Source organism: Serratia myotis (genome assembly GCF_027474885.1).
Classification (GTDB): domain Bacteria; phylum Pseudomonadota; class Gammaproteobacteria; order Enterobacterales; family Enterobacteriaceae; genus Serratia; species Serratia proteamaculans.
On record NZ_CP099707.1, the window covers coordinates 1,580,088 to 1,593,615 of the forward strand.

Consider the following 13,528-nt stretch of genomic DNA (forward strand, 5'->3'; position numbering starts at 1 on the left):
TTGCCAGTATGAAAACAGTTAACCCGCCTGCATTCCGCTTTTGGCAAATGCAGGCGTTACCGATCCTCAGGACAGATTTTCGATTTGTGGTTTTGGTTTGATGGTCAGGGTGGCACCCATGGAAGCCGCGATGATCGCTGCCAGTGCCAGCCATTGCACCGTGGTCAGGTGTTCATTAAGGAACAGCATGCCGGAAAGCGCCGCCAGCGCTGGCTCCAGGCTCATCAGGGTACCGAAGGTACGCGCCGGAATTTTCGGCAGAGCGATAATTTCTAATGAGTAGGGCAGTGCGGTAGACAAAATGGCCACCGCCAGTGCGACGGGCAGGATATCAATATTCAGCAGGGCGCTTCCGGCTTGCCAGGCGCCAATCGGGCAGAACACCACGGCGGCGATCAGTGAACCGACCGCCACGGTGCCTGGGCCGTGGTCGCCGCCGGCTTTTTGGCCGCAGATAATATAGACCGCCCAACAGGCACCGGCACCCAGCGCGCAGGCCGCCCCAAAGGGGTCGATACTGCCCATGTCATGGCCCAACGGCAGCAGGAACCACAAGCCGGCGATCGCCAATGCGACCCACAAGAAGTCTATTGGGCGGCGTGACGAGAACATGGCGACCGCCAACGGCCCGGTGAATTCCAGTGCGACGGCGATGCCCAGCGGCAGGGTACGCAAAGAAAGATAGAACAGGTAGTTCATCGCCCCCAGCGCCAGGCCGTAGATAAACAGTGGCAAACGGCTGCCGGCGGCGAAGCGCATGCGCCACGGACGGAAGATAATAAACAGGATCAGCGTACCGATACTCAGGCGCAGCGTGGTGATACCTTCAGCACCGACCAGCGGGAACAGGCTTTTGGCCAGCGAGGCACCGGTCTGGATCGATACCATGGCAATAATCAATAAACAGATAGGCACCAGCGTGGAGGACGCTTTAGTGGTTGCAGACGAGGACATCCTTTAGAGCCTTTTATGCGTTTCCCATAACCTGGGAAGACTGTCGTTTTTTGGATGACGGCAGTGTAAATGAAATGAGGTAAATGTGTCTGAGAAAAGCTTATGCAGCGGAGAAAAGTGCCAGCTTCAGGGCAGTGATCTGGTTTTTATGCTCAAAAAATGCGCTTTTTTTAAGAATCATCTGGATATTAAATAGGTGATTGTTGTCACAGAAACGCGTAGAATGCGGCTCGAAAATAGAGCGAAAAGAAGAAGATACACTGTTCTTGAAATCTAATGTTACACGATATAAAGCATTAGACACTCATTTTAAGGCAGAGTTTCACGCTAATTTTTGCTATATTTTCAAAGCATGAACAAATGGATTTACTTAAAAATATAACGCGTTTGAGGTGGTTATGAAAAAAATTGCATGTCTTTCCGCAGTAGCAGCCTGTGTATTAGCAGTAACCGCAGGTACCGCATTCGCTGGCCAGAGCACCGTTTCTGCTGGTTATGCGCAGGGTGATCTCCAAGGCGTTGCTAACAAAGCCGACGGTTTCAACCTGAAGTACCGTTACGAATTCGACAACAACCCACTGGGTGTGATCGGTTCCTTTACCCACGTGGAAAAGAACGGTTCTGAGAACGGTTACTACGGTAAAGCTCAGTACAACTCTATCACTGCCGGTCCAGCTTACCGCTTCAATGACTGGGCAAGCATCTACGGTGTGGTTGGTGTTGGCTACGGCAAAAACATCGACAATGCTCAGAACGGTTCCGACCGTAACGGCAGCAGCGACTACGGCTTCACCTACGGTGCTGGCCTGCAGTTCAACCCAATCCAGGACGTTGCTCTGGATGTAGGTTACGAGCAGAGCCGTATCCGCAGTGTTGACGTTGGTATCTGGAGCGTTGGCGTAGGCTACCGTTTCTAAGATTTCTCCACGCCTGCGGGCGTGAGCATGTGGCGCAGTTAGCCGCATCAGATAAAAATCCGCCTTCGGGCGGATTTTTTTTGTGCACAGAAAACCCCCAGCTAGGCTGGGGGTTCAGTAAAGCTTTCAGCTTTGAGCCAGTTATAAAAACCCCTTTTGATTTGTTAAAACAGTTTGCGGTCTGGCAACTGCAAATGTTCAACAAGAAATCAAAAGGGGGTCCCAATGAGGGACGAAAAGAGCTTAGCGCACACCCGATGGAACTGTAAATATCACATAGTTTTTGCGCCGAAGTACCGAAGAAAGGTGTTCTACGGGGAAAAACGCAAAGCGATTGGCAGTATTTTAAGAAAGCTGTGCGAATGGAAAAACGTGAATATTCTGGAAGCGGAATGCTGTGCGGATCACATTCATATGCTTCTGGAAATCCCGCCGAAGATGAGTGTATCGGGGTTTATGGGGTACCTGAAGGGAAAGAGCAGCCTGATGCTTTATGAGCAGTTTGGGGATTTGAAGTTCAAATACCGTAACAGGGAGTTTTGGTGCCGAGGGTATTACGTTGATACGGTAGGGAAAAACACGGCCAGGATACAAGAATACATAAAGCACCAACTGGAAGAGGATAAAATGGGTGAGCAACTCTCGATCCCGTATCCAGGTAGCCCGTTTACGGGCCGTAAGTAATCCATAGATGCAAATGTCAGATTGCTATGCGCCTGTTAGGGCGCGGCTGGTAACAGAGCCTTATAGGCGCATATGAAAAACCTCCGGCTATGCCGGAGGATATTTATTGCCTGTTATTCAGCAACCTTCACTTGCCCAACTTTTGCCCCGGCTCTGACGAAAAGCGCGCGCTGCGGGCATCTCGTTCATAACCCTGCGGCTGGGTAAGAATACCGTATAGTGCCGGTCGGCGGCCGTGGATCCAGCGGCGTCCGGTGCTGAGTGGGATCAGCGACAGGTCAAGTTCGGCCGTGACCATCTGATTTTCTGCCGCCCAGGTTTCCGCCAGAATACGGCCGTAAGGGTCGAGGATCATCGCGTTGCCGGTTCGCACCTCATCGTCATCACGCCCTACGCCGTTACTGAATAAAACGAACAAACCATTGTCATGTGCGCGTGCCGGGAGCCAGCGCAACAGCCAGCCGCGGCCATGTTCGCCACGAAACGCCGCCTCAATTGCCGCCGGGTTTTCCTGCCGACGTTGCCAGATTTCCAGCGGGATCGGCTTCATGCCGTGCGGGCTACGTGAATGAGTACCCCCCGTTTGATGCGGTGCCAGTAGCACCTCCGCCCCCAGCAGTGCGGTTGCCCGCACGTTTTCCACCAGGTTATTGTCCCAACAGATTAATACTCCCATCCGCACACCCCATGGGGTATCAAACACGGTGAAACTGTCGCCGCTGGCTATTGCCGGGTGCTCAAAGGCGTGCAGTTTACGGTGCACGTGAAGTTTGCCGTCGGGCAGGCAAACAGCGTAGGCATTGTAATATTTTCCGTCTTCACCCTGTTCAATCAGCCCAACACCGATCGCCATGTTATAGCGCTCCGCCAGCGGACGAATACGCGCCAGTGAAGGGCTGGTGGCTATCGGTTCCGCCAGTGCGCCAATTTCGCCGGCGCTGAGGTGTCGAACGTGCCAATAGCCGGTAATGCACATCTCCGGGAAAGTCAGCACTTGGATTTGTTCGGCGGCGGCACGGGCGATAAAGCCCTCAATCACCGACAGGTTGTAGTTTTTATCGTTGGCGCGATGCTGAAACTGCACCGTTGCGGCACGCAGAGAGCTTGTCATGGGATCACCTTTGGCTGTTGTCTGGCGTTGATTACAGCAAAGCTATTGATTACTGTATAATCAATTAAATTCTTTATTTGATAACTAAACGGAATGGATATTCGACAACTACGCGCCTTTGTGGTGCTGGCTGAACAGGGTAATTATCGCCTGGCGGCGGAGCGGCTGTGTATCACCCAGCCGGCGCTGAGCAAACAGATCCAGGCGCTGGAAGCGCTGCTTGGTGCCCGCTTGTTTAACCGTGGCCGCCAGGGAGCACAACTCACCGCCAGCGGACAGCGGCTTTATCCCGAAGCCCAGACGCTGGTTGGCCAGCATCTGCAGTTTCAACAGCGTGCCTTGCAGATCGTGCAAGGGGAGGCGGGGCGGTTGGCGATGGGGTTCGGGCTGTCCAGTTTTCACCTGGCGCCGCAGCTGGTTGCTGCCTTCCGCCAACGTTTTCCTGAGGTTGCCGTGGGGCTGGAGGATCTGCCTTCGGAGCGGCAGTATCAATTGTTATTGCAGGGTGAGTTGCAGGTGGGGTTCGTACGGCTACCGGTCAGCACGCCGCTACGGGCCGCCGCGCTGCTGAGCGATCGCTTGGTGCTGGCCGCCCCCGCCGCGTTGGCGCTGAAGGCGGAAACGATCATCGGGCAATTCAATACTCTACCGCTGCTGCAGTTGACGCCGAAACGCGGACGCGGTTTGAGCGAACAGTCGCTGCGCTTTATTGCTGCCCATCAACTGACACCCAACGTAGTGCAACAGGCCGGGGATATCCAGACGCTGCTGGCGCTGGTCGCCGCCGGCATTGGCGTTGCCCTGTTGCCGCACAGCGTCAGCCATATTGCCCCGGCGGGCATCGATATTCTGCCGCTGAGTGGCGAACAGACTGAGTGGCAAGTCGGTATTGCCTGGAACCCGCAGCAGGCTGACGCACTGCGGGATAATTTTATCCAGGTTGCGCTGACCACGGCGTCGGTGAGTTAATACCCCGGCTTACAGCGGGCAATGCATCACCAGAATAGGGCTCTGATGGTACTCGCTGCGGCGGCTTTCGCTAAAACCGACCTTCTTCGCCAGCGCCACTGAAGGCTGGTTTTCCGGTGAAATAATGCAGACCGTCTTATCACCCGGTAAATGCTCTTTCCCCCAGGCCAAAGCCGCCCGCAGCGCTTCGGTGGCATAGCCTTTGCCCTGCGCCGATGTCACCAGCGTCCAGCCCATCTCTGGGGCGTCGAGCGCCGGGATGATATGGCGTTGGAAGTCGGAAAAACCGATGCCGCCGAGGTAAGCGCCGCTGACTTTATCGCGCACGGCCCAATAGCCATACCCTAACAGCGCCCAGTGACCCACGTAACGCATCAGGCGGCCCCAGGAGTCTTCCCGGTCTCTCGGCGTGCCGCCGATATAGCGCACCACTTCAGGATCGGCCCACATGGCGGCCAATGAATCAAAGTCGTCCAGCGTGTGGGCATCCAGGCGTAAACGTTCGGTGAGCAACTGCGGGGCGGTGGTGATAAGGGTCATTATTTTTTTCCTGCACAGAGCCAAAAGGTTCTGTGCAGTATGCCAGAGAAATTACACCGCCAGCCACAGCAACCAGGTGAACAGGAAGCCACTGAGGCCGAGGATAGTGGTCAGCACCGTCCAGGTTTTCAGGCCATCAGCCACTGAAAGACCGAGGTATTTGGTGACGATCCAGAAGCCGGAATCATTTACGTGCGATAACCCCAGCCCGCCAAAGCAGGTAGCGAGAGTCACCAACACCAGTTGCAGATGATTCAGTCCACTGACCGCTTCCGACAATAAGCCGCCGGTCGTCAGGATCGCCACGGTGGCGGACCCTTGTGAGGCACGCAGGGCCAGCGAGATGATAAATGCCGCCGGGATCAACGGCAGGCCGATGGTGGTCAAAACGTCCGCCAATGCCTTGCCCACGCCCGATTCAACCAGCACTTTGCCGAACACCCCACCGGCACCGGTCACCAGGATCACCACGGCGGCAGTGGGCAGCGCGCCACCCATCACGTCGCTGGTGTGTTGCAGGCTCCAGCCACGACGAATCGCCAGGAAATAGAACGCCAACAGCAGGGCGATCATCAGTGCTACCGCTGGGGAACCGATCAACGATAGCGTGTCGCGCAGCGCTGAACCTGGCTCAAGCAAGGTGGCGGAAACGGTGCCCAGCATAATAATCGCGATGGGAATGACGATCAGTGCGGCCACCAGCCAGGCACCGGGTGGATTAATGCGATCGCTTAACGGCGCTTTGCCTTCCGGGGCCGGTTCTGGCGCTGCCAGCTGCAACTGTTCCAGCACTTCAATCGATAACGGGTAAGCCTTACGGTTCAGCCATTTGGCTGTGAAGTAGCCGATGACGCCAACCGGAATACAGATCGCCAGGCCAATAATGGTCAGCCAGCCAATGTCGGCATTCAGTAACCCGGCAGCGGCCACCGGGCCAGGGTGCGGCGGCAGTGCGACGTGTACCGTCAGCATCACACCGGCCATTGGCAGGCCAAACTTCAGCGGCGAAACCCTGGCCACCTTGGCAAAGCCATAGATGATCGGTGCCAGGATGATAAAGCCGACGTCGAAGAACACCGGAATGCCGAGAATAAACGCGGCGATGGTCAGCGCGGCCACGGTACGTTTCGGCCCTAACGCCTTGCTGAAGCGCTGGGCCAGCGACTCGGCACCGCCGGAATGCTCGATCATTCTGCCGAGCATGGCGCCCAGACCGATGATAATGGTCACCGAGCCCAGCACGCCGCCCATCCCGGCGGTCATCACTTTCATCACTTCACCGGTCGGAATGCCACTGGCCAGCGCCACCAGCAGGCTGACCACCAGCAAGGCGACAAACGGCTGGATCTTGGCTTTGATCACCATCAGCAGGAGCAGCACTACACCTAATACGGCAATCATCAAAAGCATAGAAGTCGACATGGGATAGCCTTTAATCGGGTAAGAGTCAGGCACCGCGATCGCCGGTTGGCGATACGGGTGCGTTTAATTTTTATATTGTTGCTGTGCAGGTTGGGTTGGTTAGTCCGTTACAGGTAAGGCCTTATCCAACCCAGTCCGGCGCGGGTATCGCCCTGGGGTTTGTACTCACAACCAATCCAGCCGCTATAACCGAGGCGGTCCAGTTGGGCGAACAGCCAGGGATAATTCAGTTCGCCGTCGTCCGGTTCATGGCGATCCGGTACCGAGGCGATCTGAATATGGGCGTAGCGCCCGGCCAGTGCGGTCATCAGGCCGCTGATATTGCCGTCTACCAACTGCGCATGGAAAAAATCGAACTGGATAAAGACGTTCGGGCGATCGACGGCCTCGACCAGTTTTGCTGCCTGATGCTGGCTGGAGAACAGATAGTTGGGCTTTACCTGCGGGCTGAGCGCTTCGATCAGCACCTTGATACCGTGTTTGGCGAAGCTGTCGGCGGCGTAGCGGATATTGCTGATAAAGGTATCGCGGTAGCGCTGCCCGTCTTCGCCAGGCGGCACCACACCGGCCATGACGTGTACGCTGGGGCAGTTCAGCGCGATAGCGTAAGCCAGCGCGCGGTCGATATCGGCCCGTGCAGCCTGTTCGCGGCCAGGTACGGCCGTCAGCCCCCATTCACCGGCATCGGCATCGCCGGGCGCGGTATTGAACAGCACCTGTTGCAGGCCGTTATGGTGCAACTTTTCAGCCAACAGCTCGGCCGGATAGTCATAGGGGAACAGAAACTCCACCGCGCTAAACCCTGCGGCGGCTGCGGCCTCGAACCGCTCCAGGAACGGCAGTTCGGTAAACATCATCGATAAATTGGCAGCAAATTTAGGCATGATTCAGCTCCGTAGCTCGGCAATCTCATCATCGGTCAAATAACGAATTGGGCGCTCGCCGAGGGTGAAAATCAGCTTCGCCGCATCTTCCATCTCTTCAGTGTTGTCTGCCGCCGCGCGCAGATCCTTACCCGTGACGACCGGGCCGTGATTGGCCAGTAAGAAAGCGCGGTGGGTCGGTGCCAGTTTGGCCAGATCCTCCGCCAGCCGGAGGTCGCCGGGCCGGTAGTAAGGCACTACCGGCACCTTGCCGACCCGCATCACCACATAAGGGGTGAAGGGTTTGATGGCGTTCTTCACATCCAGCCCTTGCAGGCAGGACAGGGCGGTAAGATAAGTACAATGCAGGTGCACCACGGCTTTGCACTCCGGGTTATTCAGATACAGTGCCCGGTGGAAGCTGATCTCTTTTGACGGTTTATCCCCGGACAACCATTCGCCGCTCAGGCTGACCTTCGACAGTCGATCGGCCTGCAGTTCACCCAGACAGGAACCGGTGGGGGTGGCCAGTAACGTGCCGTCCGCCAACAACAGCGAAAGATTGCCGGCAGAACCGGTGGCGTAACCGCGCTGGAAGAACGAGGCCCCCAGGCGCACCATTTCCTCACGTGCCTGCTGTTCTGTGGTCAGTGTCATAGGGGGAACTCCGTTTGTGCCCGGGCGAAAAAGTTCTCATCGCCAAAGTTGCCCGATTTGAGGGCCAGTGAAACCGGTTGATCGATGGCCCGCACCCAGGGCACGCCGGGAGAAATGCAGGGACCAATGTGGAAACCGCGAATGCCCAGTGCCTGAGTCACTACGCCAGAGGTCTCGCCGCCGGCAACGATAAAACGATTGAAACCTTGCTGCCGGAGCTGTTCAACCACCCCGGCGAACAGCGATTCTACCGCCTGGCTGGCAGCGGCCATACCGTATTGCTGTTGCACCTGTCGCAATTTTTCCGGCTCGGCGGTGGCGTACAGCAATGGAGCCAGTGGGCCGTTAGCCTGCTGTTGCACCCAGTCGGTCAGTTCGGTGACGTAAGCCGCTCGGTCGTCATCGTTAAGGCAACGGGCCACGTCGATAGCTTTGGCAGCCGCCTGCTGACGGTATCGCGTCACCTGTTGATTGGTCATGATGGAGCAGGAGCCGGACAACACCACTGCCTTTTCGCCCTGTGGTGCCCCGGCCGCCTGTGGGCTGCCTTGCCCCGGTTGTGCCCATTGACGAGCCAGGCCGATCGCCAGACCGGAGCCCCCGGTCACCAGCTTCATATTTTTTAGTGCTGCACCCTGAGTCAGCAAATGCTGTTCATTCAGCGTATCCAGCACGGCGTACCTTATGCCTTGTTGCGCCAACTGCCGCAGCTTTTCGGCCACCGTTTCGACACCGCGATCCATTTCTGTTGCCGTCACCAGTCCGCAGCGTCCCTGAGCCTGCGCTTCCATCAGCCGCAGCAGGTTACTGTCGGTCATTGGTGTCACCGGGTGGTTGCGCATACCGGATTCTGACAACAACTGATCCAACACAAACAGATAGCCCTGATACACGGTGCGGCCGTTGACCGGCAGTGCCGGAGAGATCACCGTTTGGCTTTCGCCCAATGCATCAAGTAGCGCATCGGTCACCGGGCCGATATTGCCCTGCGCGGTGCTGTCGAAGGTAGAACAATACTTGAAGTAAAATTGCCGACAGCCCTGGCGTTGCAGCCAGGCCAGCGCCTGTAAGGACTGTTCAATCGCCTGTGTCGCCGGGCAGGAGCGTGACTTCAGGCTGATGACCACCGCCTGCGCTTCGAGCGGTAGTTCATCCTGCGGCACGCCGTTCAACTGTACCGTCGACAGACCGTTTTCCACCAAAAAGCTGGCAATGTCGGTGGCCCCGGTAAAATCATCTGCAATAACGCCGAGCAGCATTATGCTTTCTCCTTCTTTTGCGGCAGGTCGATACCGGCGAAGATCTTGATCACCGCGCTGTCGTCCTCTTTACCGAAACCGGCGTTGCTGGCGGCGGTAAACATATTGAAAGCGGTAGCAGCCAGCGGCAGCGGGAAATGCAGCGCTTTGGCGGTATCCGCTACCAGCCCCAGATCCTTCACGAAGATATCAACCGCCGATTTAGGCGCATAGTCCCCGTCGACCACGTGGCGCATGCGGTTCTCGAACATCCATGAGTTACCGGCGGCGTGGGTGACCACATCGTACATCACGTCCAGCGGGATACCGGCGCGGGCGGCCAGCGCCATGGCCTCGGCCCCGGCGGCGATATGCACCCCGGCCAGCAATTGGTGGATGATTTTCACCGTGGCCCCCAGGCCAATCTCTTCGCCAATGCGATAGACCTTGCCGGCAATGGCGTCCAGTACCGGCTGCAACTGGCCGAAAGTAGACTCAGCGCCGGAGGCCATCACCGTCATCTGGCCTTCTGCGGCTTTGGCGGCGCCACCGGAAACCGGGGCGTCCAACATGTTCAGCCCCAGCGCCAGTAACTGTTGTTCAATCTGTTTGGCATCGGCGGCGGAAATGGTGGAGGACACCATCACCGGCGTGTTTGGCTTCAGCTTCGCTGCCAGGCCGTTCTCACCAAACAGGATCTGTTTCACCTGTGCGGCGTTGACCACCAGCAGTAACAAGGCATCGAGTTCGGCTGCGAAGTCGTCTGCGCGGGTGGCCGCTTGTTTTGCTCCGGCCTGTTGCAAGGCGGCCAGCGCCTGCGGATTAAGATCGACGCCGTAAGTGCTCAGTCCGGCATTAATGCACGACTTTGCCGCTCCCATGCCCATCGAACCTAGTCCTACGATGCAAACTGCAAAATCCCCTGGCTGTGTCATGCGGCACCTCGTGTTAATTTTAGTGATAATTTGTTTTGTTGTGTTAAATGTAAGCGCTTGTTGGTCCGAAGTCAGCGATCGGCATCACAATTATTAACAGTTGTTGTTTCAGGCTTATATCAGATAAAAGAGCTATAAATTGGCTTATCTCCCTGTTTTAAAACTATTTAAAATAATGTGTTGATACCATGACCCACCTCACGACCTGAATAAAGGGGACTGTTATCGAACGAAAATTGACGTAAAATCACAATTATTATCACCGCGGTAAAGAGAGGGAACCGTGATACCTGTAGAACGCCATCAGCAAATTTTAGCGCTGGTATCAGAACGTGGGGTGGTCAGCATTGCTGAATTGACCGAACGGCTGGGGGTGTCGCACATGACTATCCGCCGCGATCTGCAAAAGCTCGAAGAGCAGGGGGCGGTACTGGCGGTGTCGGGCGGCGTGCAGTCGGCAGAACGGGTGGCGATCGAGCCTTCTCATCAGGATAAGGAAGGGATGTACAGCCAGCAGAAAGCGGCCATTGGCCAGTTGGCGGCCCGGCAGATCCCTCCTGACAGCTGTGTCTATCTGGATGCGGGCACCACTACGCTGGCGCTGGCCAAGCACATCAGCGATCGCGACGATCTGACGGTGGTCACCAATGATTTCGTGATTGCCGGTTACCTGATTGAACACAGCCAGTGCAAAATCATTCACACCGGCGGTACCGTCTGCCGTGAGAATCGTTCATGCGTGGGTGAAGCCGCAGCGCAGGCGTTGCGTGGGTTGTTTATCGATCTGGCATTTATTTCCGCTTCGTCATGGGGCATGCGCGGGTTGTCGACGCCGAACGAAGACAAGGTGATGGTGAAGAAAGCCATTGTCGACGCCAGCCGCCGCTGCATCTTGCTCAGCGACACCTCTAAATACGGCAAAATCGCTACCTATCTGGCGCTGCCGATAACGGTATTTGACGCGATTATTACCGATGACAATCTGCCCGCCGCCGCGCGCGAGGCGATCTTGCAGGCAGATATCACGCTGATGACGACCGGCGAATGAGCGGCTAAAAACAGAAAACCCCCAGATGGGGGTTATGGCGTATCGTTGGAACGGTAGCGGCTGATGACCCGACCCGGCGTACCGAGGCAACCTCGTTCACGCCATTCCTGACACCTTTGTTCCCACCAGGCATCATGGAAAGCTTGTATGGCCTGCAGGCGCTGTTCTTTAATACTCAGAAAGTCCGAGCTCTGCTCCTGAGATTGATCTAAGACGTTAGATTTCGATGACATATAAACCGTCCTTTATGAATTCCATTTTGTACAAATACTGTACTCTCTGAGCATGTTTTTTCAAGAGTGAATCATAGATTTTGGCCAAGGCGGGTCTTAAAGGTACGCTAAAAACGAGCTTTGCCTGATATTGGGTAACGAAGTCGGTAATAGTTTTACCTATTCCCTCGACGAACAGGCGCTCACGTTCGGAAAATGTATACCCCATGGGGGTATAGGTATCGAATGCAGAGCGTCCTTGCCTGATGGCAAGATTCAGTGCTTTGACGTCATAAAACTCTATGGCATAAGCGTTATCTAAAAAGTCAGGGTCGGTATAAACATGCGTAAACCATGCCCGCATTTCTTGAGTGATATTTTTGAAATCAAGGTAATATTCAGCAGTTTTTTCGTCACTTTTGCTTACTGATATCTGAATTCACCCGCCCGTAGCGAATAACGTTCAGTAACATCAATCTCCATGATAAAATCCTTTTTATTATTATTTTTCCAATAGTTACCTTCCTTTTTAGTGATGAATTATTAACAGCGTCGGAATACATGTACTAGCCGTCAGCGGGAATTCTGCGCAGTGTTGCGCAAAAAACTAAATGCCGCTGAACCAGTTATAGCCCTGATCTTCCCAGTAGCCGCCGGGGTTGGTATCGCTGACAAAAATGGCGGCGATATGTTTGGCATTCTTGAACCCCAGCTTGGTCGGCACCCGTAGCCGCAGCGGGTAGCCGTAATCTGCCGGCAGCGCCTTGCCGCCGAAATCCAGCGCCAGAATCGTCTGTGGATGCAGCGCGGTGGCCATATCGATGCTGGAGTAATAGCGGTCCGCACATTTGAAACCGACATAGCGGGCGTTCAGATCTGCCCCGACATGCTGCAGGAAGTTGCGCAGCGGCACGCCGCCCCACTGGCCGATGGCGCTCCAGCCTTCGATACAGATCAAGCGGGTTATCTGGCTTTCCTGCGGCAGGCGTTGCAGCTGTTCCAGCGTCCAGGACGCCTTTTTTTCAACTTTGCCGGAGACTTCCAACCGATAGCTGGCGAGATCCACTTCCGGCACGTTGTACTCGGGATAAAACGCATTGAACGGGAACGGATGGGTGATCTGCTCCGGGCGATAGGTCTGTGCCAGCTTTTGACCGTTGAACAGCCAGGCCTGCACCCGATCGTTCCAGCGCGACATGGCCCACAGTACTTTATCCACCTGATCCCCGTCCTGCAGGTTACAGCCGCTCAGCATGGCGATACCGCCCAGCGTCAGGCCGGATCGCAGCATCAGGCGGCGTTGTAAATTGACTAGTTGTTTCTTTTGCGCCGGTTCCAGCGTCGGTGCCGCAGGGCGCTGTTTTTTGTCATTCATGTTTGCCTCCCGCAATCATTGCCCATAGCGTGCGCGGCACGATAATCACCATCAACAGGTGGATCACCACAAACAAGCCAATGCCGGACATAGCGAAAAAGTGAACGTAACGCGCGGTGTCAAAGCCGCCGAACAGGCTCACCAGCCCTTGCAGTTGCACCGGCTTCCAGATCGCCAGCCCGGAGAGCACCAACAGCAGGCCCAAAGCCAGCACGCCGAGGTACATCAGCTTTTGAATCGCGTTATAGCGGCCGTGCTGATGTTTTAGCCGCAGCGTGAGCGCCTGCCAGATATCTCGCCCTAAGCTGCCTGCAGTGAGCGGCAGCAGGTCGCGTCGGAAATGGCCGCTGAACAGGCTCCACAGCAGATAGCACAGTGCATTGCCTGCCAGCAGCCACATCACTGCCAGATGCCAACCAATCGCGCCGCCCAACCAACCGCCGAGTGTGACCTGCGGCGGGAAGCGAAAGCCGAACAGCGGTGAGGCGTTATAGATTTCCCAGCCGCTCATAAACATACAAACCATGGCGAACAGGTTAATCCAATGGGTGATACGGACCGGCCAGCGATGCACCGGCCGTGGCGCGTTGGTTTTCATCACGA

Annotated in this window: 16 protein-coding genes; 5 read left to right on the forward strand and 11 right to left on the reverse strand. The window is 56.0% G+C overall.

Features of this window, described 5'->3' with window-relative positions; all coding sequences use genetic code 11:
• Nucleotides 1–66: 66 nt before the first annotated feature.
• Nucleotides 67–954 carry a threonine/homoserine exporter RhtA gene (rhtA, locus tag NHG65_RS07455; protein WP_112348209.1) on the reverse strand — a complete coding sequence of 296 codons (888 nt, stop codon included), beginning with the start codon at nt 952–954 and terminating at the stop codon, nt 67–69.
• A gap of 398 nt (nt 955–1,352) precedes the next feature.
• On the opposite strand from rhtA, the gene ompX reads away from it, so the two are divergent.
• From ompX to tnpA, 3 genes are read left to right on the forward strand one after another with little or no spacing between them, the layout of a single operon-like run.
• On the forward strand, nt 1,353–1,871 hold the full coding sequence (ompX, locus tag NHG65_RS07460; RefSeq protein ID WP_012005917.1) for an outer membrane protein OmpX: 519 nt from the start codon (nt 1,353–1,355) through the stop codon (nt 1,869–1,871).
• Between the two features lie 29 nt (nt 1,872–1,900).
• Nucleotides 1,901–2,140: a hypothetical protein gene (locus tag NHG65_RS07465; protein WP_499183118.1), complete on the forward strand. Its 240-nt coding sequence runs from the start codon at nt 1,901–1,903 to the stop codon at nt 2,138–2,140.
• Entirely contained in the window at nt 2,097–2,555 is a 459-nt protein-coding gene (gene tnpA, locus NHG65_RS07470) for an IS200/IS605-like element IS1541C family transposase (protein WP_129935314.1), read from the forward strand. Before NHG65_RS07465 ends, tnpA begins: the two co-directional genes overlap by 44 nt.
• A gap of 127 nt (nt 2,556–2,682) precedes the next feature.
• On the opposite strand, the gene NHG65_RS07475 is transcribed toward tnpA, so the two are convergent.
• Nucleotides 2,683–3,666 carry a nitrilase family protein gene (locus tag NHG65_RS07475; RefSeq protein WP_207975816.1) on the reverse strand — a complete coding sequence of 328 codons (984 nt, stop codon included), beginning with the start codon at nt 3,664–3,666 and terminating at the stop codon, nt 2,683–2,685.
• 93 nt (nt 3,667–3,759) lie between these two features.
• Here NHG65_RS07475 and NHG65_RS07480 point away from each other — a divergent pair, with 93 nt between their 5' ends.
• Nucleotides 3,760–4,635, forward strand: coding sequence for a LysR family transcriptional regulator (locus tag NHG65_RS07480; protein ID WP_207975814.1), 876 nt, complete (start codon nt 3,760–3,762; stop codon nt 4,633–4,635).
• A 9-nt stretch (nt 4,636–4,644) separates the two neighbouring features.
• Here the strand turns inward: NHG65_RS07480 and NHG65_RS07485 are convergent, their stop codons facing one another.
• The 6 genes from NHG65_RS07485 to ltnD form a co-directional block, all read right to left on the reverse strand.
• On the reverse strand, nt 4,645–5,175 hold the full coding sequence (locus NHG65_RS07485; protein ID WP_207975812.1) for a GNAT family N-acetyltransferase: 531 nt from the start codon (nt 5,173–5,175) through the stop codon (nt 4,645–4,647).
• A 51-nt stretch (nt 5,176–5,226) separates the two neighbouring features.
• Nucleotides 5,227–6,597 (reverse strand): GntP family transporter, encoded by a 1,371-nt coding sequence (locus NHG65_RS07490; RefSeq protein ID WP_207975810.1) that lies wholly within the window; start codon nt 6,595–6,597, stop codon nt 5,227–5,229.
• A gap of 107 nt (nt 6,598–6,704) precedes the next feature.
• On the reverse strand, nt 6,705–7,481 hold the full coding sequence (locus NHG65_RS07495; RefSeq protein WP_499183119.1) for an HPr family phosphocarrier protein: 777 nt from the start codon (nt 7,479–7,481) through the stop codon (nt 6,705–6,707).
• A gap of 3 nt (nt 7,482–7,484) precedes the next feature.
• Nucleotides 7,485–8,117, reverse strand: coding sequence for a 3-oxo-tetronate 4-phosphate decarboxylase (gene otnC / locus NHG65_RS07500; protein WP_099064054.1), 633 nt, complete (start codon nt 8,115–8,117; stop codon nt 7,485–7,487).
• Entirely contained in the window at nt 8,114–9,376 is a 1,263-nt protein-coding gene (gene otnK / locus NHG65_RS07505) for a 3-oxo-tetronate kinase (protein ID WP_499183120.1), read from the reverse strand. The genes otnC and otnK overlap by 4 nt, the downstream gene beginning before the upstream one ends.
• Entirely contained in the window at nt 9,376–10,290 is a 915-nt protein-coding gene (gene ltnD, locus NHG65_RS07510; protein WP_499183121.1) for an L-threonate dehydrogenase, read from the reverse strand. Before ltnD ends, otnK begins: the two co-directional genes overlap by 1 nt.
• Before the next feature lie 283 nt (nt 10,291–10,573).
• On the opposite strand from ltnD, the gene ygbI reads away from it, so the two are divergent.
• On the forward strand, nt 10,574–11,338 hold the full coding sequence (ygbI, locus tag NHG65_RS07515) for a DNA-binding transcriptional repressor YgbI (protein WP_112348217.1): 765 nt from the start codon (nt 10,574–10,576) through the stop codon (nt 11,336–11,338).
• 32 nt (nt 11,339–11,370) lie between these two features.
• Here ygbI and NHG65_RS07520 read toward each other — a convergent pair whose 3' ends face one another.
• From NHG65_RS07520 to NHG65_RS07530, 3 genes are all read right to left on the reverse strand, one after another.
• Nucleotides 11,371–11,571, reverse strand: a complete 201-nt coding sequence (locus NHG65_RS07520; RefSeq protein ID WP_129935463.1) for a hypothetical protein — start codon at nt 11,569–11,571, stop codon at nt 11,371–11,373.
• Nucleotides 11,572–12,157: 586 nt separating this feature from the next.
• Nucleotides 12,158–12,925 carry a molybdopterin-dependent oxidoreductase gene (locus NHG65_RS07525; RefSeq protein WP_219015724.1) on the reverse strand — a complete coding sequence of 256 codons (768 nt, stop codon included), beginning with the start codon at nt 12,923–12,925 and terminating at the stop codon, nt 12,158–12,160.
• A complete protein-coding gene (locus tag NHG65_RS07530; RefSeq protein ID WP_283602839.1) occupies nt 12,918–13,523 on the reverse strand; it encodes a cytochrome b/b6 domain-containing protein in 606 nt (201 codons plus the stop codon). Before NHG65_RS07530 ends, NHG65_RS07525 begins: the two co-directional genes overlap by 8 nt.
• Nucleotides 13,524–13,528 lie beyond the last annotated feature (5 nt).